Below are 24,056 nucleotides of genomic sequence, written 5' to 3'. Positions count from 1 at the left end.
GGGAAATATTACGGCCGATTTCGGATCAGCCAGTAAGCCGGTGTGCAGCCGGCTATAACTAAACGTGTGGAGTGATTTATGGCGAGAACATTAACGTTAGATGAATGGGCTCTCGAAGAGTTCTCAGCGCCAGTACCAAGTCGAGCAACATTGATGAGGTATGCCAAAAACGGAATGATTTACCCTCTTCCCGTTAAGGCAGGACGGTGCTGGCGTGTGGAAGCGTCAGCGCGTTTTATTGGCATGGCCGAGAAGCCCGAGATCAGCAAGGACATAGATCCACGTTTAATGAGGATTCTCGAAGATGGCACGTCCACGTAAATATAATGTGAATATCCCCGGACTCTCCTGCTATACCGACGCCAGAACCAAAAAGGTTTACTGGCGTTATAAACACCCAGTCACTGGAAAATTTCACGGATTAGGGGACAGCGAAAAAGAGGCTCGAGCAATTGCCATCGACGCAAATATGAAGCTGAATGAGCAGAAAATGACAAATCTCATTAGGGTCAGAAATAATATCAGCAGAGAAACAAATAAGGGGATTACAGCGAATTCGTGGGTAGATAAATATCGAAAGATGTTGAAGGAAAAGGTAAGAAACGGAGAAATAAAACCTAAAACCGCAACAGGAAAAGAACCGGCTCTAAAGGCATTTGTAGAGCAATGCGGAATTAAGCCTTTGCCTGAAATTGGCGCACGCGATATTGCCAGCATTTTAGATATTTATATTGAGCAAGGTAAAGGAAGAATGGCGCAAATGGTGCGCTCCGTTCTCAGCGATCTGTTCAAAGAAGCTCAGCATATGGGTGAAGTCCCTGTGGGTTATAACCCGGCGATTGCGACAAGACAACCAAGGGCAAAAGTTACCAGGCAACGGCTTTCTCTCGATGAATGGAAAGCCATATATTCGAAGGCATCAGAGCAGCCGGCTTATGTTCGGCGCGGCATGATGATTGCAATACTCACCGGGCAGCGGGTCGGGGATATTGCGGCCATGAAATTCTCAGATATTTGGGATGACAAACTTCACGTGATCCAGCAAAAAACTGGGGCGAAGGTAGCCATTCCATTGTCTATTCGCTGTGACGTTTTGGATATTTGTCTTCGGGACGTCATCGCCGAATGTCGTGATGTCGTCCTGAGTAAATGGATCCTGCATCATCACAGATCATTAAGTAACTGCGAACGCGGTGGCCAGCTGAATCAGGATACTTTATCTCGTGGTTTCGCGAAAGCAAGAGACCAGTCAGGTATTAAATTTGATGCTAATTCGCCCCCAACATTCCATGAGCAACGGTCTTTATGTGAACGCTTATACAGTGCTCAGGGGATAGATACGCAAAGCCTCTTGGGCCACAAAACCAGCCAGATGACAGAAAAATATCACGATGATCGCGGTAAGGAATGGAAGGAAGTAGCGGTTTAATTGTTATGCAGTTTTGCTGAGGAATTTAGCAGGGGTTTTGCAGGAGAGGTAGTTTAATCAGTAATAACAGTGTATTACCATCCTGCGCGGCTGTACCAGTGATAACCGTCGAGCATCAGCTCGATGTCCGGCCCGACCGCTTCACGCACGGCGGCGCAGGCTTTGATGTCCATCTTCGGATCCGGTGCGAACGCCACCGGCGGCATCCAGGTGTGCAGCTTGATAGCCTGATAACCGCGTGCCACCAGTTTTTCGGCAAACTGACCGAATTCGTCCGGCGTTGACAGGCCGCCTTTCAGCTCGTCACCGCACATGGTGCTGCCGTAGGCCGGGACTTTTTCGCGGAATCCGCCCAGCAGTTTGTGTACCGGCATATTCAGCTTGCGGCCGATCAGATCCCACAACGCCTGCTCGACAAACGACAGCGCGCGCTCGGTCAGCTGATGCGCACTGCCGCGCTGCCAGTGAACCAGATCCTGCCACAGACGTTCGCGGTCAAACGGATTCTGGCCAATAAGCACTTTTCTAAAAAATGCATTCACGACGTGCGGACGCACCACTTCCGGCGGCGCGAACGAATATCCGCAATCACCTTCGTCAGTGGTAATCGCCAGCATCGCCATTTTTGCCTGACTTTCTTCACCCGGATGCGAATGACCTGCGCTGTCTGAAACACGACGGGTCGGATAAGTAAAAACAGTGACTTCAACAGAACTTATTTTCACAGCGATACCTGCCATTACTGAGAGAGTTAACGCTCATCAGAGCGCCCCCGGACTGCGTTCTCACCCGCTTTGTGAGCGCACTCACATTGTGTTAAAACCGCAATCCAACCTAAATAAAATAGCGTTTCATTATTGAAGTTAGCCAGTTTATTCACGCATTGCCACGGCTAAAAGCCGAAAATATCCGTGTAAGTTTGGGCATCTGCACGGGACGATGTGAGCATTTTCACGAAAGCGGGGCGAAGTGTGATCTGTACAGGAAATAGGCGGATGGACTGTGTGGGATATTTCGGGGCGTATTTTTTTGTGAAAAGAGGTGATGAGAAAAGTGGGCATGAGGAAATCATTCCGTTAGGCTAACGTTTTTAGAACGTGTCCGGCGGTCTCTGGAGTGGAATATGTTGCGAGTTATTGATACGGAAACCTGCGGATTGCAGGGTGGCGTAGTGGAAGTGGCATCTGTTGATATTGAGAACGGAAGGATCGTCAATCCCATGAGCGATCTGGTTCGCCCCGATCGCCCGATAAGCCATCAGGCGATGGCAATCCACAAAATCACCGAGGCCATGGTGGCCGATAAACCGTGGATTGAAGACGTCATTCCCCGCTACCACGGCAGCCCATATTACGTCGCCCATAACGCCAGTTTTGACCAGCGTATGCTGCCTGAAATGCCCGGCCAGTGGATTTGTACCGTTAAGCTGGCGCGCCGTTTGTGGCCGGGGATTAAGTACAGCAATATGGCGCTGTACAAATCCCTGAAACTCGACGTGAAGACCCCGGCGGAACTGCACCATCACCGCGCGCTTTTTGACTGCTACATCACCGCCGCGTTACTCATCCGCATCATGGATGAATCCGACTGGACGCCTGAAGAAATGGTCACGATCACCGGCCGGCCTGCGCTGATCAGCACCATGATGTTCGGCAAATATCGCGGCAAAAAGATTGCAGAAATCGCCGAAGACGACCCGGCTTATTTGCGCTGGATGCTGAAAAACATCAAAGAATTAACACCCGACCTGCGGATGACGCTTAAGCATTATCTGGATGCGCAATAGGGTTTTCTGGCTTTGCGAAGCATTCATTCATCAGCATGAATGCTTTTTGTTTTGTCCACTATCAGCGCTTTAAGTTTGCGTAAAATCCACTCTATAGCCGGTTCCTTTTCACGCCGGTTATTCCACAAGAGTGACAGGTGATACTTTGATGTTTCTACCGGGACCTCATCGAAATCAAAATGATGGAGTTTGCACCAGACATCGACTAACCCCTCGGGCACCGTCGTAAACACGGGCAGACGCGACAAAATAAGCGGCTGTGATGCAAAATTTGGCGTGACATATTTCACTGTTCTTTGGCGTTCTGACAATGCGAGCTGGCTATCAATCAGACTTTGATTTGCGCCTCTGTACGAAACCAGAAGATGGTCATATTTTATAAAATCATCAATGCTCAGCGGTTTTTTAATATCAATCTGCTTTCTGTCCCAAACGGTTTTAAAACCAAATTGCACCAGATTTTCTCTGCCCGCTTCCTGCGTCAGATCCTTTCCGACCGAAATAATCACATCCGCTTTATCATCTTTGATCATTTGCAAATCTTTATAAGGGTCTGAGGCTAATACGGTGATTGTTATTCCCGGCGCTTCGGCACTGACTATTTCCAGTAAGTCCGCCATCAGCCAGTGTTCAACCCAGTCACTCATCCCAATACGAAAGTTATAGTTGTCGGCAGCCGGATTGAATACAGGGAAATCGAAAATAGCGCGATGAAAATTTTGAAGTGCTGGCCTGAAAAGCGCGACGAGTTTCTCTGCGCGGGAGGTGGGAAGCATGCCTTCAGACGTGCGGATAAAAAGCGGATCATCAAACATCTCACGCAATCTTTTTAAAGCGGCACTCATTGCGGGCTGCCCCAGATGTAGCCGTTTCGCCGTGTTGGTGACACTGCGTTCGTCCACCATGATGACCAGTACGATCAATAAGTTAAGGTCTATTTTACCAAAATCATTTTCATTGATATCTTTCATTATTTTAATCAATTTGAATAATCAGATGAGCATAATCATACTTCGACTTTTACGGGTTAACAATCAACACCACCAACATTATCGGGAGTAATATGCACATTCCAGTAACGGTCGGAAATTGTAGAATTTCAAAAATCACCGAGCAAACCGCATCATTTAAATTAACGTCGCTGTTCCCTGATCACCTTTGTGATATGGCTGACGATGAAGATAAATATATCCAAATCTCTGTGCATAGTTGGGTCATTAAAACCGCCAGCGATATTATCATTATTGATACTGCCACCGGTAATCACCGCAACAGGAATAACGTTCCGTTATTTCATCAGTTAAATACAAATTATCTGCAAAACTTCAGACAGGCCGGATTTTCACCCGAAGACGTCACCTATGTTTTATTGACGCATTTACACACTGACCATGTCGGGTGGAATACTGACGGCCGCGAAGGTGAATGGAAACCACTGTTTCCCAATGCCCGCTATGTTTGCTCCGCAACAGAATTAGAACACTGCAAAACCGATGAAAAGCGTCACGCGTTATATCAGGACAGTATTTTGCCGCTGATAGAAAACGGGAAATTGGAAACGATCGATATCCAGGCCTCACCCCTTTTTGCCGGAATTTTAAAATTTATGCCCACGCCGGGACACAGTATCGACCATGCCTCCATCACCCTGCAATCCGCCGGGGAATACGCGCTTTTTACCGGCGATGTCATGCATAACCCGGTGCAGTTTGCGTACCCGCACTGGAATTCTGTATTTTGTGAGAATAAGCCTTTGGCGGAACAGTCCAGAATAAAAGCCATAGACTGGTGTAAAGAACATCACGCGCTCTGGTTCAGTTCCCATTTCCCGGGCGCTTCTTATGGCCGTGTTCTGGAGATCACTCACGGCCAGAAATCATCAGCAATTTATGAGGAAAAATAGAATGACACCGGATGATTACGCTAAAGCGTCTGTCATTTCATTGCTGCGTTCTCTCGATGATCGGCTCGTCACCTCTCAGGAACTTGTTGAGCTTGCCATTGCACGCATTGAAAGTACCGATAAAACCGGGCTGGCGCTCAATGCCATCACAAGATTATTCGCAAATGAAGCCAGGCTTGCTGCGTCCGGCAGTGATGAAAAACGCGCCCGTGGTGCGACGCCGGGAAGGCTGGAAGGTATTCCCGTTCTGATTAAAGACAATATCGATGTGGCCGGATGGCCCACCACGGCCGGATCCGTTGCGTTAGAAGGGATTATCGCCAGCCAGGACGCCCCGTTGATCACCAGACTCCGGCAGGAAGGCGCAATTTTATTGGGCAAAACGGCGATGCACGAACTTGCCGCCGGGATCACCGGCGCTTCATCACTAACCGGTTTTACGCAGAATGCGTTACTCGCGGGCTACTCTCCGGGAGGCTCCAGCAGTGGTTCCGCCGTGGCGGTTGCGGCAGGCTACGTTCCGCTGGCAATCGGCACAGATACCGCTGGCTCAGTCCGCATCCCTGCGGCATTTAATAACCTTTACGGGCTGAGAGGAACGCGGGGAAGCATCGCAATGCAAGGCATTGTGCCTTTATCCCCGACTCAGGATATTGCCGGGCCGTTAGTGAGAAATGCCGGAGACTTGTGGCTGGCAGCCGAAATACTCGCAGGAAATCCGATTGCACCTTTCAAAGGCGAAATCAGCGCCGGTTTGCTGGACGCGTGGTTTACGGGAACCACGCCAGAGAATGCCGATATCAGGAATTTAATCACGCAAGCCGCAGATAAAATCACCCGCCATGCAGGCAAAGTGTCGCATGTTGAGTTTCCTGACCTTGAACAACGGGTCAATGAAGCGAATGTGATTGCTTATGAATTTGCCGAATCGCTGGAACAATTTCTGGCCCTCAGAACCGAAGCAAAATTTAAATCACTGAAGGCTATCTATGAATCAAAGCTTTACCATCCGCAATTAGACGCCGTATTTAAAAGTCGCGCTTTTCACAAAGGTACATCTTCCGGTGAATACACTCAGGCGCTGGAAATTCAAAAGCAACTTTACGCAGATCTGGAGCGGTTTTTCGCCGAAAACGGTATCAATATTTTGATTTATCCCGTCGTTCGTCATCCACCGGTGAAAATTGGAGAGCAGCAGGAAGGAAGTAATGCGTTACTTTCAGCGGTGACGGGCGCGCCGGCATTGAGCATCCCTGTCGGGTTTACAAAAAATGGTTTCCCGGTTGGGATGGAGCTGCTCGCATTAAAAAATAATGAAAATATTTTGATTAGAGCGGCGTCTGTGTTTAGCCGGTGCGGAACTACACCGGCGATTTAGTCCCTGTTTTCATTGCGGCACTTTTTCGCGGCAAACGCCCAGCACCAGCTGACGCAGCCAGCGGTGCGCCGGATCGACTTCCGAGCGCGGGTGCCACATTTGTGAAATCGTGATTTCGCGGGTTTTCACCGGCAGTTCAAACGCGTGAAGCCCGACGGGATCAGAAATCAGGAATGACGCGGGGATCAGCGCCACCAGATCAGAGTTTTGGGCAATCGCCAGCGCGGCGGAAAACCCCGGCACCACGGCGGCGATTTTGCGTTTCAGCCCCGCTTCGGCCAGTGCGTCATCCACCGGACCGTGCGTGCCGTTACGGCGGGCAACAACAATGTGTCCGAACGAAACATATTCCTGCGCGGTAAGCGCCTTTTTCCGCGCCAGCGGATGGCCTTTGCGCACCACGCCAATAAACCTGTCGCGGAACAACGTCTGCAAACGGATTTCCGGCCCCATATCGCCGACGACGCCAATCTCGAGATCAACCCGCCCTTCGCGCAATGCGTTAGACGTTTTTTCCGGTTTAGGCGTGAACCGCAAACACACGGAAGGCGCGGCCTGCGCGGCAGCGGCAATCAGTGCCGCGCCAAACGCCACCACAAAACCATCGTTGGAGCGGATCAGAAAAGTGCGCTCAAGCCGGGCTAAATGGAGTTCTGCCGAAGACGGCCGAAGCAGCGCACGCGCTTCAAAACTGGCGTTCTGCGCACGTTCGCGGATCTCTTCGGCATATGGCGTCAGCACCATCTGGCGTCCGGCGCGCACCAGCAAAGGATCGCCTGTGGTCGAGCGCAGGCGGCTGAGCGTACGGCTCATCGCGGAAGCACTTAATCCCAGACGGCGCGCAGCACCCGCTACACTTCTTTCAGCGAGAAGCACATCCAGCGCAATGAGTAAGTTCAGGTCAGGTTCAGTCATGCGTGCAGTGTAACGCGCCATGAAACCGGAGAGAAGGCGTTTGGTGCAGGTATTCAATGCAAATGCTGCGCCTTCCGCTATGTCCGGCGTCCCGCTATATTTCCTGCATCCCCTGTGAGAGAGAACGGTTTTAATTATGGAATTATTTTCAGACAGACCCGGCGATGAAGGATTACCGGGCCGCGAGCGCGGTTTTGCGATGGCGGCCGTCATGACGATGGCTACGATGTCGGTTTTCGACGGTTCGATGGTGAATATCGCGTTGCCGCAAATCGCGCGGGCGCTGAATATTTCGGCGGGTGCGGCGGTGTGGGTTTCCAACGGTTATCTGCTTTCAGCGTCCATGGCACTGGCGATTTTTGCGGCGATGGCCAGCCATATCGGCTTTCGTTCGATTTTCGTCGCCGGACTGGCCCTATTCACCCTTTCATCTCTGGGCTGCGCGCTCTCTTCCTCTCTCGACGTGCTGGTGTTCATGCGCGTGTTGCAGGGGATCGGCGCAGCGGCCACGCTGAGTATTGGCCCGGCGATTTTACGATCCGTATTTCCAACCCGTCTGCTGGGGAGAATTCTTGGCCTGAATGCCCTGATTATCGCCACCAGCACTGCCATCGCACCCGTGCTCGGCGGCACCATTTTATCGGCGCTCAGCTGGCAATGGCTGTTTGCGATTAATATCCCGCTGGGCATTATTGCGATGATCCTCGCGCTGCGCGTCATTCCGGCGAATCCGGCAGCCACGCGCCAGCCGTTTGATTTTGCGGGTGCGGTGTTATCCGCCGCGATGCTCGGTGCGCTGATTATGGCCGCAGACGCGTTTTCACGCCCCGGTGCAGATGATTTAGCCACGGCGGTCAGCTACGGACTGATCGCTATTCTGACCGGCGTCGCGTTTGTCTGGCGTCAGCGCCGCGCGACAAAACCTCTTTTGCCGCTCGGCATTTTCGCCTCCCCGCGCTTTTCTCTGGCGGCGCTGACCTCGCTGGCCTCATTTGTCAGCCAGGGAATTACCTTCGTGGCGCTGCCGTTTCTGTTCCAGAGCGTTTACGGTTACAGCGCGTTTGTCTCCGCCCTGCTTTTCACGCCGTGGCCGCTGGGGATTATACTCGCCGCGCCCCACGCAGGACGTCTCGCAGATCGCTATCCTGCCGCCATCATTTCAACAATCGGTCTGGCGGTTTTCGGGGTGGGATTATTGCTGCTCGCGCAGCTGCCTGAACATCCGCAATTCTGGGATATTGGCCTGAGAAGTTTCGTCTGCGGCCTCGGTTTCGGTTGTTTCCAGAGCCCGAATAACCGCGAAATGCTGTCGAATGCCTCGCGCGAACACAGCGGCTACGCCTCCGGCGTACTGGCGATTATGCGCACCTTCGGGCAGTGCCTTGGCGCGGCAGTCGTCGGCGTGATCCTGTCCATCTACGCCGCCAACAGCGTGATCCGTGAAGCCCACGCCGTAAAACTGAGCCTGTGGGTCGCCGTGATTGCTACCATTCTGGCGGTTGTGATCAGCGTGAGTCGGTTGCGCGGTCAGCGGCATGATTTGCAGGCAGAGAAATGACGGGCGTTCTACTGGCTAAGCCTTTTCCCAAACCGCTTTTTCAGGTTATGTTTACGACGATACACGTCGGTGAAAATTGAAGCTTGCTCATCATGAAGTGAACCCACAGAGGATAAATTTCTATGCTGGAACTGAGACCCAATTGCGAGTGTTGTAATACCGATTTGCTGCCGACGTCGGCTGACGCGAAAATTTGTTCGTTTGAGTGCACCTTCTGCGTCACGTGCGCCGACACAAAACTGGGCGGAATTTGCCCGAATTGTGGCGGAGAATTGGTTGCGCGCCCCCGCAGGCCGGAAAATAAACTCGCCAATAATCCGGCCTCGACAACACGGGTATTTAATCCTGCGGGCTGTGCTTCTTCCTGATGATTAGCCGGCACAAGGCAACGCCAGCGTTTAAGCCGCTGGCGTGCCCTGATGGAAAATCAGCTGCCAGCCGGTTCCTTTCCCCTCTCTGACCTTCACCATCAACGCCATAAATCATCGTAATGTGCGCTCTGTCGCATTCCTGCCCTGTGGCTGATCATGAACATCGTTCATGTTCGGTGAAATTAAATCACTTTTCCTCATTCAATGACTCAGGCATAAATTGTGCATACAAGAATTTTACATAATTGTTATCTGTAAATATGTTGAAGGCTACAGGATGTAGCAAGTCAGAAACGAAAAAGGTTTATTCCTGTAAGGCAAGCAACATATCAGGTTATATTTCATACATCAGGGCGCTGGAATACAATGAATAAAGAGTTTGCATTTACTGTTAAGAGCATTCGTTTCGACGAGGATTATAACCCTTCGGAAAGTACGCGTATCACCACCAACTTTGCGAATCTGGCCAGAGGTGAGAAACGCCAGGAGAATTTGCGCAACGCCTTAATGATGATTGACAATCGTTTCAATTCTCTTGCGCATTGGGATAACCCTAAAGGCGATCGTTATTGTGTCAAACTTGAAATTGTTTCCGTTGAGCTGAAGATTGACGCTGAAAGCAAAAACGATACTTTCCCGGTCATTGAAATATTAAAAACAAATATCGTTGATAAAAAAACGAACGAACGCATTGACGGTATTGTCGGGAATAATTTTTCCTCATATGTACGTGATTATGATTTTAGCGTGCTGCTTTCTGCGCACAATAAGGGAAAAAACCAGTTTACCCTTCCCGATAATTTCGGCGAATTACACGGGAATATCTTCAAACACTTCGTCAATTCAGACAGTTACAAAAGAAATTTCACCAAACCGCCCGTAATCTGTCTCAGTGTTTCAAGTAAAAACATCTATAACCGTACGGGTAATGTGCATCCTGTTTTGGGTATCGAATATCAGCAGGATGAATCTTCATTAACCGATCACTATTTCAGCAAAATGGGATTACAGGTTCGTTATTTCATGCCTGCAAATAGCGTTGCGCCATTGGCTTTCTATTTCTCTGGCGACTTACTCAGCGATTACACCAATCTCGAACTGATCAGCACCATCAGCACGATGGAGACGTTCCAGAAGATTTACCGTCCTGAGATTTATAACGCGAACTCAGCGGCAGGAATATGCTATCAGCCCAGCCTGAATCAACAAGATTATTCATTAACACGAATTGTTTATGATCGGGAAGAACGTAGCCATTTAGCCATTGAGCAGGGAAAGTTTACTGAAGATAATTTCATTAAACCTTACCAGGCAATTCTTGAGCAGTGGACTGCTAATTCCGTTCTTTGATTAACCAAAATACAGGGTCATCTATTATGAAAAAGTTATTACCCACTTCAACGGCGGGCAGTTTACCTAAACCTTCCTGGCTGGCACAACCTGAGGTCCTTTGGTCACCCTGGAAATTGCAAGATCAGGAATTAACCGACGGTAAACAAGATGCCCTGCGCCTTTGTCTGGAAGATCAGCAACAGGCAGGCATTGATATTGTCAGTGATGGCGAGCAAACGCGTCAGCATTTTGTCACTACGTTTATTGAGCATCTTAACGGCGTTGATTTTGAGAAACGCGAGATCGTTAAAATTCGTGATCGCTATGATGCGAGCGTGCCGACCGTCGTTGGGCCGGTCAGCCGTCAAAAGTCTGTATTTGTTGAAGATGCCAAATTTTTGCGTCAGCAAACTGACAAGCCGATCAAATGGGCCCTGCCAGGCCCGATGACGATGATCGACACGCTTTATGACAACCACTATAAAAGCCGCGAAAAACTGGCCTGGGAATTCGCTAAAATTCTCAACGAAGAAGCGAAAGAATTAGAGGCCGTTGGCGTCGATATTATCCAGTTCGATGAACCCGCTTTTAATGTGTTCTTTGATGAAGTGAATGACTGGGGCATTGCCACGTTAGAGAGAGCCATTGAAGGGCTGAAATGTGAGACGGCGGTGCATATTTGCTACGGCTACGGCATTAAAGCCAATACGGATTGGAAAAAAACGCTGGGAACAGACTGGCGACAATACGAAAAGATTTTCCCGAAACTGCAAAAATCAAATATCGATATTATCTCACTGGAATGCCATAACTCGCATGTTCCCATCGAACTGCTGGAACTCATTCGCGGTAAAAAGGTGATGGTTGGTGCGATTGATGTGGCAACCAATAGCATTGAAACACCTGAGGAAGTCGCCGAGACACTCCGCAAAGCATTGCAGTTCGTCGACGCCGATAAGCTCTACCCTTGCACCAACTGCGGCATGATCCCGTTACCGCGTGGCGTCGCACGAGGCAAGCTCGATGCGTTAAGCGCAGGCGCAGAAATCGTCCGTAAAGAACTGCTGGCTAAATAACCCCGCCTGAAAAGAACGCCGTCCGGGTTGAGTAAGCAAATTGCTTAACCCGGAGTCTCTATCTGAATGCATAATAACCTTTCAATAAGCATGGATATCAAGGCCATTACTTGTTATAAACCCTCGAAGTCAACCGAAGAGATGAGAAGGAATGAACAATACAAACTGGCATTGGGAAGCACATTTCAATATAGAAAGCTCAGTCCTTATGAAAATATTGGTTGTTCTTCTTCTTATCTATTGGGGCTATGCTGAGCTACAGAAAAGAAGGAACAAAAAAGAAAACCCCGATGTTTCAATCGCTAAAGCCAACGCCAGAGAACGCAACCAATGGCGCTATGTCAGGCGCTTATTCCGGGTATTGCAGATCGCATTCGCTTTATATCTTGTAGGATCGACCATTAAATTCCTGTTCACATAGAAGCAGACCGAGCCTTTTATATCACGGCTTAACACTTTTGCTGACTCTCCCAGATTTGCCGTAACTACCCGCTGGTGACGGGGTGCCGGACATAGCGAAAACTTTGTCCGGCAATGCCTTAATTCATGCAATCATTTTTATTGTAGGAATATGATTTTTCAGTCAACCCTTGCGTATACACGTACTCAACCTTCAAACCATATTTCTTCACCATATTGCCCGCACAATAGGCCCCCGTGAAATTATTCCGGCTCTGAGTTTCAAGTTGGGCATCGGTGATATCGGCAAGGCGGGTGTTTTCGATGGTGTAGGTATAAATGAGGGTTTTGTCATTGAGCTCGGCGCTTTGCAGGACGGTGTAATAATCCAATCTGACCGGGAAGCTGCCTTTCGCATTGACTGTATCGAGTTGCTGATGGAATTCATGCCAGGCTTTCTGCGGGGAATCGGTCATCAGGTATTTCACGCCAGCCACGAATCCGATGCAGACGGCTGCACACAGCGCCGTCAGGAGCAGCACTTTTGTGCTGCTGACATCCTGCGAACGTGCTTTTGAGTGATACCAGAAAGTGCCCACAACCCCGCCGGAAAAAAATATCATAAACATGGCAAAGAAAAGAATGTTACTGCTGCTGTAAACAACAGGCGCGTAGACTTTATCCAGTACAAACAGCAGAAGCATCAGCACCGCGCAGGTGCGGCTGCGCCGGTAAATCCCGTATGCCAAACCACAGGCTACGAACACATAAATAAGGTTTAAATAAACGAGCACGTTTCTGACGCCGCTTGTCCAGAAATAGACATCCAGCGCGACGGTGATCAGTGCCGAAGCCACTGCGCCCGCCCAGCCATTCTTGATCAGGCGATTGATCGCCTTAGGCACCGTATTTTCTTCTACAATTTTTACATCCATGTCTGTCATTTCACATTTTCCCTGAAGTTTATGAGTTCAGTGATATTCGTTTCTTACAAAACGAACTCCGCAATAAAGTATAAATTATTGTCTGTTTTAAAAGACTAAAAAGACATCGGCACTATGCCTGAAATGTTGAGTGGAATCCTTCTGATTAATTTAAAGGAGCACCGGATGCCCTGCACATCTCACAACGCACAGGTCAAAAACGTGATTACGGGCAACGGCGTCGTGATCATCGAACCGGCCAACGTCTATGGCTGCACACTGGGCGATGCGGTTTTTGTCGGCCCTTTTGTCGAAATTCAGGCGAACGCCAAAATAGGACGCGGAACGAAAATCCAGTCGCACAGTTTTATCTGCGAATACGTTACCGTCGGTGAGGAATGTTTTATCGGCCACGGCGTGATGTTTGCTAACGATATGTTCCGTGATGGGAAACCCAATCCGGATCGTGATTCATGGGCCAGAATTGTGGTCGGCAACCACGTTTCGATCGGCAGCGGCGCGACCATTCTGGCTGTAACCATTTGTGACGGCGCGGTCATCGGCGCGGGCAGCGTGGTGACGAAAGATATTACAGAGAAAGGCGTGTACGCGGGGAATCCGGCGAAACTACTGCGTTTGCTATAGCCGTAAAAAAGGCCGCTTTCGCGGCCTTTCCATTCATTTCACACTTTCTTCAAACGTGGATTACTTCTCGTCTGGCAGTGCGTAAGCGATGATGTAATCGCCCAGTTTGGTGCCAAACGATCCGTGACCACCGGCTGCGATAACAACGTACTGTTTGCCATTCACAGAGTAAGTCATAGGGGTTGCCTGGCCGCCAGCTGGCAGACGGGCTTCCCACAGTTTGTCACCGTTGCTCATGTTGAACGCGCGCAGGTAGTTGTCTGCGGTTGCCGCGATGAAGAACACGTTACCGGCAGTTGAAATCGGTGCGCCCAGCATTGGCATACCCATTTTGAACGGCAGCGGAACCGGTGAGCTGTCGCGCACGGTGCCGATACGTTTTTTCCACACGATGTCATTGGTTTTCAGGTCAACGCCGGAGATGTAACCCCATGAAGGCTGTTTACATGGGAAGCCCAGCGGAGACAGGAACGCATTCAGGGTAACCGCGTAAGGCACGCCGTACTGATGCTGGATACCAGACTCAGAACCAGAACCGCCTTTATCGTTAGCATCTGGCTCGATCGGGTTGCCCGGACCACGTGGGATCAGTCTGGACACGAACGGCAGAGCGATCGGGTTAGCGATAGCCACCTGACGGTCGGTATCCACAGAGATACCACCCCACTCGAACATCCCCAGGTTACCCGGGAATACCAGCGTGCCCTGCTCTGAAGGCGGCGTGAACGTCCCTTCGTAGCGCAGTTTGTGGAAGATCACGCGACACATCAGCTGGTCGTAGATCGTTGCGCCCCACATGTCTTTGCCGGTCAGTTTGGCTTCAGGACGGAAAGTCAGTTTGGAGAATGGCTGAGTCGGAGACACGTGGTCGCCTTTCGCCGCGCCCTGCGGAACAGGTTTCTCAGGCGCATCAACAATCAGCTTACCGTCACGACGGTCCAGCACGAAGATGTTACCGGTTTTGGTCGGTACATAAATCGCAGGAACTTTGTTGCCGTTCTTGTCGGTGATATCAGCCAGCGTTGGCTGAGCCGGAACGTCCATATCCCACAGATCGTGGTGAACAGTCTGGTAGAACCACGCCAGTTTACCGGTGGACGCGTTCAGCGCCAGCAGGCCGCTCGCGAAACGTTCCATATTTGGCGTACGGTTGCCGCCCCAGATATCCGGAGTCGCTACGCCGATTGGCAAATAAACCAGATCCAGTTTGTCGTCATAAGACGCCGGAGCCCATGAGTTCGGGGAGTTCGCCACGAAGTGCTCGCCTTCAGCAGGCAGCTTGTTCGGATCAGACGCGCCCGGATCGAAGGCCCACAGCAGTTTACCGGTTTCAACGTCAAAACCACGGATCACGCCAGAAGGCTCGCGGGTTGAGTTGTTATCGGTTACCGCACCGGCAACAATGATCACAGATTTAGTGATGATTGGCGGTGAAGTCGGTTCGTAGTGGCCCGGAACCGCGTTAGGCATGTTGCTTTGCAGGTTCAGCTCACCGTTGTTACCGAATGCCGGGCAACGTGCGCCGGTTTCAGCGTCCAGTGCGAACAGACGGCCATCGTTGACAGGCAGAATGATGCGACGTGAACAAACCGCAGGCGCTGCGCCGTTGGTTTCGGTGCCTTGCGCGGCTGGCGTAGTCTCATGGTAAGACACACCACGGCAGGTCACGTGCTGGAAAGTCGGGTTCGGCTTGAGCTGCGGATCAAATTTCCACTTCTCTTTACCGGTCGCAGCATCCAGAGCAAACAGTTTCTGGTGTGGCGTACACAGATAAAGCATATCGCCGATTTTGATTGGCGTGACTTCATCCGTGATTTCACCCGGATCGTTCGCTGTTTTCAGGTCGCCGGTACGGAAAGTCCAGGCCACATCCAGCTTATGTACGTTCTGGTCGTTGATCTGGCTCAGCGGCGAGTAACGGGTACCGCCCTGAGTACGGCCATAGGCAGGCCAGTCACCGTCAGGAATGCCGGAATCCGATTTTGCAGGCGCAGAATCTGCCGCTTTAATCGTACCGTTAATGACCTGCGGGTCGTTGAAGATGGAATAACCCAGAACGATCACGGTGAACACCAGCGACAGCGCCAGTGCGCCGCGTGCGAAAGCGTTCTTAGCGATCATCTGGTTATACACAACGGGCAGCAGGATCCACAGGCCGAGGAAGAAGGTCACGTCCAGACGCGGTGTCAGCGCCCAGAAGTCAGTGCCCACTTCCCACACAGCCCAGATCGTGGTGCCGAACAGGAACACGGCGTAAAGCAGTAATGCAGAAGAGCGACGGCGGAACAGCAGCCACGCGGTGACCAGCGAAATCACACCGGCAATAATGTAATAAAGAGAACCACCTAATTTCGCCAGCCAGATACCGCCAGCTAAAAGATAAATCCCGCTTAACGCGGCGAACAAAGCGGTAATTATTACGACGATGCGTGATAACGAGGCTTTCGTTTCCATAGTTGATGACCTTACAGATTTTTATAATCGTCGATTCAGGTGCGCTGAATCTTCAAGAACACCCGGTTTACACGGGCGTCATGCCTTGCGAATGCTGCCAGCGTTAACACGTGCAGGCGTCTGGCAGCTTCGCGGGGGTACTTTTTTACAAAATTAAAACGGACTTCTTTGACTGATTGAAAACATAAAACTTATTCGAAGCTATAAGAGAGCGTAGCTCCGCCACCGTAGTTCCTACCAGGTGCCGGCTCGAAATAGCGGCCATTGCCTTCGTTGACGATCACGGAACCGACGTAATTTTTGTCGAACAGGTTATCGACGCGGGTGAACAGGTCGAGCGTCACTTTGCTCCAGTTGAAGCGGTAGCCCGCACTCACACTGGCGACGGTATAGGCCGGTGCCTGCTCGCTGTTTTCATCATTGACTTCGATATCGCTCATGTAGCGGACATCCGCGCCCGCGTGCCAGCCATCAACCGGTGCCCATTCCAGCGAAGCGTAGCCCATGTTGCGTGCGATCCCCGGCAGACGGTTACCCGCTGGCGTGCAGTCGCCCGCGCCGCAGGTTTCATTGCGGAATGTCGCATCGAGCAACGTCCAGGCCATTTTCAAACGCCAGTTCTCTTCGAACTGCTGATCTAATGACAGCTCCAGCCCGCGACGACGGGTTTTCCCGGCGTTCATGTAGCTCGAACGGCCCCCGACGCTTTCGGCAACAATCAGCTCGTCATCGGTATCGGTCTGGAACACGGCGGCCGTCACTAAACCGTTACCGACGCGCCATTTGCTGCCGACTTCAACCGTTGTGCTGGTCGCCGGTTGCAGATCCAGGTTCAGGCCAGACTTGCCGTCAGTGCGGTAAGAAAGCTCGTTAATGGTCGGCGTTTCAAAACCACGGCCCGCGGAGACATAAGTATTCAGCGTTGGCGTCACCGCGAAGTTAAGGGACGCCATCGGCAACAGTTTGTGATAACGGCGTGAACCGCTGTCATCCGGGTTGCTGCCGGTGATGTAGTAATCCGTCGAATCGAAATTAACGGTGCTGTAGCGCGCGCCGACATCCAGCGTCCAGCGTGGCGTCAGGTTCCACGTGGTTTGCAGATACGGATCCAGGTTCCACATCACGTTCTTTTCGTTACGGCGTTCATTGCCCTTCACGCCAAGATCGCCATCAGAATCGAAGTTCTCATAACCGAAACGACGCTCGGTCATGGTTTCATAATCCAGGCCACCGGTGACGGAGAACGGCACGGAACCTATCTGATCGTCATGTTTCCAGCGGGTATCCACACCGGAATATTTACGCTCCAGCACAATCACACCGCCTGCGTTCAGCGGGTTTTTCTGCGACGCGGCAGGAATAGTTTGGTATTGCGTTGTATGGCGTTCGCCGTGATAGGTCATCAGGCTGAACTCGTCGTTCTCGCCCATCTGACGCTGGTAGCGCAGGCCGACTTGCGTCTGATCCAGCGATTTACGCGCATTGTACTGATCGGCGCGGGTCGCCTGTTTCGGGTTGTCGTGCCATTCGGATTCGGTCAGCCCACCCGGATCGTTCGCATCCACGGACACGCTGTTAAACATCAGCGTCAGGGTGCTGGCGTCATCGATACGCACGCCCAGTTTGCCGTTACCGAGATTTTTCTGCGTACCGCTGTGGTCGCGGTAGCCGTCGGTGGTGAAACGCGAACCGGAAATCAGATAATTCACATCGCCCGCGTGCGTGCCGTCGCCGGTTGCGCCGCTGGCTTTTACGCTGTTACGGAAAGAACCGTAACTGCCGAAATAAGTACCGGCCTCAAGTTTGGCGGGCTGGGAACCGGTTTGAGTATCCACGTTCACCACGCCGCCGGAGGAGTTGCCGTAAAGCGCCGAATACGGGCCGCGCAGCACTTCCACGCGGTCGACCGAGTTCAGGTCGATATTAGACGTCTGCCCCTGCCCGTCTGGCATGGTGGCCGGAATGCCATCAACATAAATGCGCACGCCACGCACGCCATACATGGAACGGCTGCCGAATCCGCGAACGGAAAGTTGTAAATCCTGCGCGTAGTTCTGGCGGTTCTGAACCTGTAAACCCGGAACGCTGCCGAGGCTTTCAGACAGGTTGACCTGCGCTTTGCTGTTTCTGAAATCGTCACCATCAATCACGCTGACTGCCGCAGGGGTATCCAGCTCGGATAATCCGCCGGTGCTTTCACGCCTGATGACCATCAGCGAAGAAGAATCTGACGAATCGTCAGAATCTTTCGCGGAAGTGCCCGACGCTGACTGTGCGTAACTGACTGAAACCGGGTTCAAAACTGATAAAAACGTGATGATAAAAGCAGAGGTTTTGGCGTTCACTTTATGAGTTCTTTTGTTTTAAGTTAAAAGGCTGAGTCAAAAAAGACGACGCACATCTCAATTTTAGACATTAGAAGTAGACACAAATCGACCAATCTGATTGAGAGCGGTGAAGGGCGTCACTATAGTTTTTTTCTTCCTGTTAGTACATACGCAACTTTACAAATATAACTTTTTAACAAAATACCGCACGCAGAGTACATCTGAGGGCCAATCTCATTTTAAATCTCCGCGCAAAACCTGCGTGTATATACAACCAGTGGCGTTTTTTCTCCCATATGAAATAAACGGCTTGTTTCACATGAAAATTAACCCGATAACCACGGGGTTATTAATTATTTTTCATGGTAGCGGTTACAGTAAATTCAAGGCATTGATTAAAAAGTAATTTATAAAAAACCTGCATAGCCTGAGAACACGATAAATTCTGTTCAGACAGCGCCTCATAATTCGGAATATCCTGTTTCATTTCCCTCAGAAAATTCCGCTTACTGAATGAATATAGACCACGATTTGCGCAAGCGGGAATAAGTCGCGGCATTTTCGTACGCGCAATGTTCCGATATATGGCCACGCCCTGCCTTTACAAAACAAATAGAACCGGATGACGGGTGACGCGCGGATTTGCTGGGGGAAAACGTTTTCACACATGACGTTTTTGTCATGAAGCCGTCACCCGCCTGTCAGAGCCGCAGGCTCAGAGTGAATCACACATCCGATGTTCCTTCTGATTTAAAGCAAAGAGGTCATGCCATGCGTTTACGTTTAGCTTCTACATTACTGGTTGCCGCCGCAGCCGCGTTCGGTTCTCAGGCTGCACTGGCCGCGCCGGTCAAAAATATCGTGCTGGTTCATGGCGCATTTGTCGGCGGTTCGGGCTGGCGTCCGGTGTACGACATCCTGACGCATGACGGCTATAAAGTGACGCTGGTGCAGGAACCGCTGACGTCGTTCCCGGAAGACGTCGCCGCCACCAAACGTATTTTAGATATGCAGGACGGCCCGGCGATCCTGGTCGGTCACAGCTATGGCGGCGCGATTATTACGGAAGCGGGTAACGATCCGCACGTCGCGGGGCTGGTTTATATCGCGGCGCATGCCCTGGATAACGGCGAAACCGAAGCGATAAACGGCAAGAAATTCCCAAACTCCGCGCACCCTTTTGCCAAAACGCCGGACGGTTTCCTTTACATCAACCCGGCGAATTTCCCGGCTGACTTCGCCGCCGATTTACCTCTTAAACAAGCCGAATTCGAAGCGCAGGCACAGATGCTGACATCCGCCAGCGTGTTCACCGCCAACATCCCGGATCCGGCATGGAAGGTGAAGCCAAGCTGGTACATGGTCGCGAAGTCCGACAAGATCATTAACCCGGATTTAGAACGGATGTACGCCAAACGCGCTCACAGCCACACCGTTGAAATCGCGGGCGCCAGCCATTCAGTGTACGAGTCACATCCAAAAGAAGTGGCCGCACTGATCGAACAGGCGGCGAAAGGCGCAGTGAAATAAGCCTGATCAGCCGGTGAGAACCGGCTTTTACGGAGGTTATGCTTTTCGGCTGTACGCGATCATGTGCGATAGCGCGTACACCACGCAGCCGAGGAAGGCGGCGGGGGCGAGGCTGTCATAGAGATGTCCCGGCTGGGCGCCGGTATAGAGTATGACCGCCGAGACGGCGATGCCCATCATGGCACCGGGCATGTGGATCCATCGGCTGAAACGTTCTTTTTTAGCTTTGTACGCCGCGAACTCCTGCTGCGTGCGTTCCAGCGCGTTGCCTAACCTTTCGCAATCTTCTTCATTCTGGCGAAAACCTTCGGTTAAACGGGCGTTTTCGTCATCCCGTTCAGCCAGCAGCCTTTTCAATTTCACCAGATTCTCTTTCGCCGACTGCCCTTCAAACTCTTCGCGTTTAAGGCTGACGCGCAATTGGGTGATTTTCCGGTTCGCCTCGGAAGTGAGTTCTTTTTGCTGTTCGAGCAGCGCGTAATTGCCATCGGCGCGACGGTTAGCGGCATGGCGTTTACTTTCTTCTTCGCCGACGCGGTGTTCTGTATCACTTTCCATCTGATTTAAACGCTGTTGCAGTTTATCGCGCGCGGCAGCCATCGCAGCCATCTGGCTGCCGGTGTAGCTTATCAGCTTATTGGCGGCATCCAGCTCAACCGAGGTCGAAGCCCCGGCGTTGCGCTGACGTGAACGGAGCAGCGCCAGTTCATCCGCGTGCTGGATCCTTTGAATTTCAGCCTGACGTTGTAACTCAGAAATCCGGGCATTCAGGCGAAATGCTTCATCCCTCATTCGCCCGATTTCTTCTGTATTACCACTGGCAGAATTAACGGTGGCCGGTTTATTGCGCGCAACGGCAAGTTCGTTGGTGAGACTGCGTACCTGTTTTTCCAGCGAGGCCAGTCTTTCCAGCGTGACGGCGGTGTCTTTAAAAACGGTTTTGACCTTTGCCTTATCTGCATCAGAGCGGCCGAAACTGACGCCTTTCAGCGCACTTTCCACCTCGCGGGCGATGGTGGTTTTGTCCATCGCCTTCATCCGGTTACAGGCGCTCGCCAGAAAGCTCGCGGCTTCATTACTGTTTCCGGTTCCAAATGCTTGTTTGATAAGGCTCTGTATCACGCTCATTTTGTCGTGCTCGCTCGCAGGATGTATTCAGGACACGCATGATGCAGACCTTAGGTGCATCAGATTCTAATTACTCATTGTATCAGATAGGATTTGTTTTATTTATCGAAGTTATTTTAAGCGGATATTTTGAGGGATTAATGGCAGAGTTCATGAGATAAAAAAAGCCGGAACCCGGTTTCCCCGGCTCCGGCTGTTTTCATGCGGAAATTAATGGAATTGCAGATACGCGACGTGGGTTTGCAGATATTCCTGCAAGCCGTGTTTGCCGTCCGCGCCGCCGACGCCGGATTTGCGCCAGCCCGCATGGAAGCCCTGCATCGCTTCGAAGTTTTCGCGGTTGATGTAGGTTTCCCCGAACTTCAGCTGTTTCAGCGCTTTCATCGCAGTATTGATATTGGAGGTGTAGATCGAAGACGTCAGCCCGTATTCGCTGTCGTTGGCCATCGCGATGGCTTCTTCCAGCGTTTTGAATGTCGCGACCGGCAGCACAGGGCCGAACACTTCTTCGTGCATGATCGGCATGTCCTGTTTCACATCCACCAGCACCGTCGGCTGATAGAAGAAGCCTTTGTCGCCGTGACGTTTGCCGCCCAGCAGCACTTTTGCGCCTTGTGAAACGGCTTTCGCCACTTTGTCCTCGACGCGTTTTAACGCTGCACCGCTGATGAGCGGCCCCATATCCAGCTCTTTTTGCTCGGCGGTATTGCCGAAGGTCACTTTTTTCATCGCCTCGCTGATCCGCGAAATGAATTCGTCGTACACGCCTTCCTGCACGTAAACACGTTCCGCACAGTTACACACCTGCCCGGTATTGATCACGCGTGAACTGACGATGGCTTTGACCGCCAGATCCAAATCCGCGTCGTCCATCACGATGGCCGGGGCTTTACCGCCCAGCTCCAGCGACACTTTCGTCACGTTCTGCGCGGCGGCGGTCATGGTGGCGATACCGGCGGCGACGCTGCCGGTCAGGCTGACCATTCCGACTTTCGGGTTGGCGGCCAGTTCCTGTCCAACGGTTGGCCCGTAGCCGGTCACAATGTTCAGCACGCCTTTTGGCAGGCCGATTTTGTGGATAATTTCAGCGAAAATCACCGCGTTATTCGGTGTGATTTCACTCGGTTTAATCACGATGGTATTGCCGGTGATCAGCGCCGGTGCGGCTTTGCGCGCAATCAGGAAGAACGGAAAGTTCCACGGCAGAATGCCGGTAGTCACGCCGATGGCTTTGCGGAACACAAAGATGTTTTCGTTTGGCCGGTCACTCTGAATGATTTCGCCTTCGTAGCGGCGCGCCCATTCGGCCATGTAATCGAGATAATCGGCGGTAAACAGCACTTCGGTTTGCGCCAGGCCGTAGGTTTTGCCGCCTTCCGCAATAATGGTTTCGGTCAGTTCGGCTTCACGTTCGCGGATCCCGGCGGCGATTTTGTGCAGCCATACACCCCGTTCTACCGCGGGCAAGGCTTCCCAGCCCGGCTGCGCAGCTTCGGCAGCATCAATGGCTTTTTTCGCGTCTTCGGCAGAGCCTTCAGGGATCTGCGAAATCACCTGTTCTGTGGCCGGATTGACCACGTCAATCCACTTGCCGCCGGTGTTTTCAACGAATTCGCCGTTGATGTACATACGTTTTTGAACTGTGGCCATGTCAGAAATCTCCAAAGAACGGATAGAGGGATGATGAACGAGTTGTTAAAAAATAAGCTCTTTTTTGTAAAGTTCTAACAGCCTGTTCTATCCGTGACGTTTTTACCTTTCCGTGATTGCCAGTTCGTTTTGAGAAATGGCAAAAATGTCATGGTCGGTCTGCCCGACATAACATTTTTGCAAATTGAGTATTTTCCTTCGTAATACCCAAAATTGTAGCTCGAAATATGAAGGGTATTTACTGGCGGACGTGGCGGGGCGCATACCCAAATTCGCGCTTAAAGAGAGTTGAGAAATAATTGCTGTCGCAGAAACCGCACTGATGGGCGATGTCCGTTATCGAGCTGTCGCTGAAACGCAGCATGTTGCGCGCATTGAGCAGGCGCAGGCGGTTGAGGTAATTGAGCGGCGTGCAGCCGGTTTGCTGTTTCATCTGGCGATGCAGCGTGCGCAGGGACATGGAGAATTGTTCCGCCAGCACCGGCCAGTTGATCTCTTCGTCATAATGCTCGTTCATCCAGTCCAGCAAATTATTCAGGTCGCCACCCTGCCCGCGATAACCAACATCACGACTGCCCTGACGCAGCAGCAATAAAAGCTGCATAAAATACAGCTCCTGCTGAGCCTGCGATTCCGGCGTCTGGCTGACGGTTTTGCGCGCCAGCAGGTCGATGAGCGTTTTGGCCTGCGTCACCAGATTCGGGCTGATACGCCAGTGCGCCGGATAAATGCCATCCACTTCCTGCGGCAATAAATCGCTGACGCCATTGAGGAAACGAAACGCATTCGGGCCACGGTACAGAACGTTGGTCAGATGCAGATTGTCGGTATCTTCGTAAAGATGGTGGTCGCAGTGACGCACAAAGCAGACGCTGCCTGCGCTGAGGATCAGCGGATGGTCATTAAAAACGTGCGTCCCGGTGCCCTGCTCGACCAGCACAATTTCGTTGAAATCCTGGTGATGATGCTCAGGAAAAGTTTCCTGCGGGAAACGGGGTTCAATGGCGACCGGGAAATTTCCTGAAGGGAAATAATCACTACTGCGTAACACGGTCATTTCCGACTCCTTATTAACATTATCGTAATATCTTAGTCGTCACTCACGCCGCCATCGGGCTGAAATTGTGATCTGCCAGCCGCTTTTGAACAAAACCTTTCTTTCCCGGCACAATCTTGCGCAATCCGGCGTATGACGCTGGTTTACGCCCTCTTTCAGTGCGGTTTTTCCCGGCCCGAAATCGGTTTTTTTCGG

20 protein-coding genes and 1 pseudogene are annotated in these 24,056 nt (G+C 51.5%); 12 read left to right on the top strand and 9 right to left on the bottom strand.

Going from position 1 to position 24,056, the window contains the following annotated elements; all coding sequences use genetic code 11:
- Nucleotides 1-78: 78 nt before the first annotated feature.
- Entirely contained in the window at nucleotides 79-321 is a 243-nt protein-coding gene (locus KWG64_RS07275; RefSeq protein ID WP_218521423.1) for an excisionase, read from the top strand.
- Complete coding sequence (locus KWG64_RS07270; protein ID WP_218521422.1) at nucleotides 305-1,429, top strand: site-specific integrase; 1,125 nt, start codon at nucleotides 305-307, stop codon at nucleotides 1,427-1,429. The genes KWG64_RS07275 and KWG64_RS07270 overlap by 17 nt, the downstream gene beginning before the upstream one ends.
- An 83-nt stretch (nucleotides 1,430-1,512) precedes the next feature.
- Here the strand turns inward: KWG64_RS07270 and KWG64_RS07265 are convergent.
- Nucleotides 1,513-2,154, bottom strand: a pseudogene (locus KWG64_RS07265) (enolase C-terminal domain-like protein); the annotation flags it as partial.
- Nucleotides 2,155-2,552: 398 nt separating this feature from the next.
- On the opposite strand from KWG64_RS07265, the gene exoX reads away from it, so the two are divergent.
- The gene (gene exoX, locus KWG64_RS07260; RefSeq protein ID WP_195824249.1) at nucleotides 2,553-3,215 is read left to right on the top strand and encodes an exodeoxyribonuclease X; all 663 of its coding nucleotides are present in this window, start codon (nucleotides 2,553-2,555) and stop codon (nucleotides 3,213-3,215) included.
- Between the two features lie 23 nt (nucleotides 3,216-3,238).
- Here exoX and KWG64_RS07255 read toward each other — a convergent pair whose 3' ends face one another.
- The gene (locus KWG64_RS07255; protein WP_218521421.1) at nucleotides 3,239-4,186 is read right to left on the bottom strand and encodes a LysR family transcriptional regulator; all 948 of its coding nucleotides are present in this window, start codon (nucleotides 4,184-4,186) and stop codon (nucleotides 3,239-3,241) included.
- 92 nt (nucleotides 4,187-4,278) lie between these two features.
- Here KWG64_RS07255 and KWG64_RS07250 point away from each other — a divergent pair, with 92 nt between their 5' ends.
- Complete coding sequence (locus KWG64_RS07250) at nucleotides 4,279-5,118, top strand: MBL fold metallo-hydrolase (protein ID WP_255562109.1); 840 nt, start codon at nucleotides 4,279-4,281, stop codon at nucleotides 5,116-5,118.
- A gap of 1 nt (nucleotide 5,119) precedes the next feature.
- Entirely contained in the window at nucleotides 5,120-6,496 is a 1,377-nt protein-coding gene (locus KWG64_RS07245) for an amidase (protein ID WP_218521420.1), read from the top strand.
- A 9-nt stretch (nucleotides 6,497-6,505) separates the two neighbouring features.
- Here the strand turns inward: KWG64_RS07245 and KWG64_RS07240 are convergent, their stop codons facing one another.
- Nucleotides 6,506-7,411 (bottom strand): LysR family transcriptional regulator, encoded by a 906-nt coding sequence (locus tag KWG64_RS07240; RefSeq protein ID WP_218521712.1) that lies wholly within the window; start codon nucleotides 7,409-7,411, stop codon nucleotides 6,506-6,508.
- Nucleotides 7,412-7,547: 136 nt separating this feature from the next.
- Between KWG64_RS07240 and KWG64_RS07235 the strand changes: the two genes are divergently transcribed.
- From KWG64_RS07235 to KWG64_RS07215, 5 genes are all read left to right on the top strand, one after another.
- Complete coding sequence (locus KWG64_RS07235; protein ID WP_218521419.1) at nucleotides 7,548-8,969, top strand: MFS transporter; 1,422 nt, start codon at nucleotides 7,548-7,550, stop codon at nucleotides 8,967-8,969.
- 122 nt (nucleotides 8,970-9,091) lie between these two features.
- Nucleotides 9,092-9,337 (top strand): DUF1272 domain-containing protein, encoded by a 246-nt coding sequence (locus KWG64_RS07230; protein ID WP_218521418.1) that lies wholly within the window; start codon nucleotides 9,092-9,094, stop codon nucleotides 9,335-9,337.
- Between the two features lie 369 nt (nucleotides 9,338-9,706).
- Complete coding sequence (locus tag KWG64_RS07225) at nucleotides 9,707-10,690, top strand: DUF1852 domain-containing protein (RefSeq protein WP_218521417.1); 984 nt, start codon at nucleotides 9,707-9,709, stop codon at nucleotides 10,688-10,690.
- Nucleotides 10,691-10,716: 26 nt separating this feature from the next.
- Nucleotides 10,717-11,748, top strand: a complete 1,032-nt coding sequence (locus KWG64_RS07220; RefSeq protein WP_218521416.1) for a methionine synthase — start codon at nucleotides 10,717-10,719, stop codon at nucleotides 11,746-11,748.
- A gap of 151 nt (nucleotides 11,749-11,899) precedes the next feature.
- On the top strand, nucleotides 11,900-12,169 hold the full coding sequence (locus KWG64_RS07215) for a hypothetical protein (RefSeq protein ID WP_218521415.1): 270 nt from the start codon (nucleotides 11,900-11,902) through the stop codon (nucleotides 12,167-12,169).
- 118 nt (nucleotides 12,170-12,287) lie between these two features.
- Here the strand turns inward: KWG64_RS07215 and KWG64_RS07210 are convergent, their stop codons facing one another.
- The gene (locus KWG64_RS07210) at nucleotides 12,288-13,091 is read right to left on the bottom strand and encodes a hypothetical protein (protein ID WP_218521414.1); all 804 of its coding nucleotides are present in this window, start codon (nucleotides 13,089-13,091) and stop codon (nucleotides 12,288-12,290) included.
- 165 nt (nucleotides 13,092-13,256) lie between these two features.
- Here KWG64_RS07210 and KWG64_RS07205 point away from each other — a divergent pair, with 165 nt between their 5' ends.
- Nucleotides 13,257-13,715, top strand: coding sequence for an acyltransferase (locus tag KWG64_RS07205; RefSeq protein ID WP_218521413.1), 459 nt, complete (start codon nucleotides 13,257-13,259; stop codon nucleotides 13,713-13,715).
- Between the two features lie 60 nt (nucleotides 13,716-13,775).
- Here KWG64_RS07205 and KWG64_RS07200 read toward each other — a convergent pair whose 3' ends face one another.
- Nucleotides 13,776-16,169, bottom strand: a complete 2,394-nt coding sequence (locus KWG64_RS07200) for a glucose/quinate/shikimate family membrane-bound PQQ-dependent dehydrogenase (RefSeq protein WP_195824254.1) — start codon at nucleotides 16,167-16,169, stop codon at nucleotides 13,776-13,778.
- 191 nt (nucleotides 16,170-16,360) lie between these two features.
- A complete protein-coding gene (gene pqqU / locus KWG64_RS07195; protein WP_218521412.1) occupies nucleotides 16,361-18,514 on the bottom strand; it encodes a TonB-dependent receptor PqqU in 2,154 nt (717 codons plus the stop codon).
- A gap of 753 nt (nucleotides 18,515-19,267) precedes the next feature.
- Here pqqU and KWG64_RS07190 point away from each other — a divergent pair.
- Nucleotides 19,268-20,026, top strand: coding sequence for an alpha/beta hydrolase (locus tag KWG64_RS07190; protein WP_195813123.1), 759 nt, complete (start codon nucleotides 19,268-19,270; stop codon nucleotides 20,024-20,026).
- Between the two features lie 36 nt (nucleotides 20,027-20,062).
- Here the strand turns inward: KWG64_RS07190 and KWG64_RS07185 are convergent, their stop codons facing one another.
- From KWG64_RS07185 to rhaS, 3 genes are all read right to left on the bottom strand, one after another.
- Nucleotides 20,063-21,154, bottom strand: a complete 1,092-nt coding sequence (locus tag KWG64_RS07185) for a hypothetical protein (protein WP_218521411.1) — start codon at nucleotides 21,152-21,154, stop codon at nucleotides 20,063-20,065.
- A 210-nt stretch (nucleotides 21,155-21,364) separates the two neighbouring features.
- On the bottom strand, nucleotides 21,365-22,804 hold the full coding sequence (aldA, locus tag KWG64_RS07180) for an aldehyde dehydrogenase (protein ID WP_218521410.1): 1,440 nt from the start codon (nucleotides 22,802-22,804) through the stop codon (nucleotides 21,365-21,367).
- Between the two features lie 238 nt (nucleotides 22,805-23,042).
- Nucleotides 23,043-23,861 carry an HTH-type transcriptional activator RhaS gene (gene rhaS / locus KWG64_RS07175; protein WP_218521409.1) on the bottom strand — a complete coding sequence of 273 codons (819 nt, stop codon included), beginning with the start codon at nucleotides 23,859-23,861 and terminating at the stop codon, nucleotides 23,043-23,045.
- Nucleotides 23,862-24,056 lie beyond the last annotated feature (195 nt).

The sequence above is a fragment of the Rahnella sp. PD12R genome (assembly GCF_019200965.1).
GTDB lineage: Bacteria > Pseudomonadota > Gammaproteobacteria > Enterobacterales > Enterobacteriaceae > Rahnella > Rahnella laticis.
The sequence above is the reverse complement of the archived record's forward strand: the minus strand, read 5'-3'. Positions and strand labels throughout refer to the sequence as shown.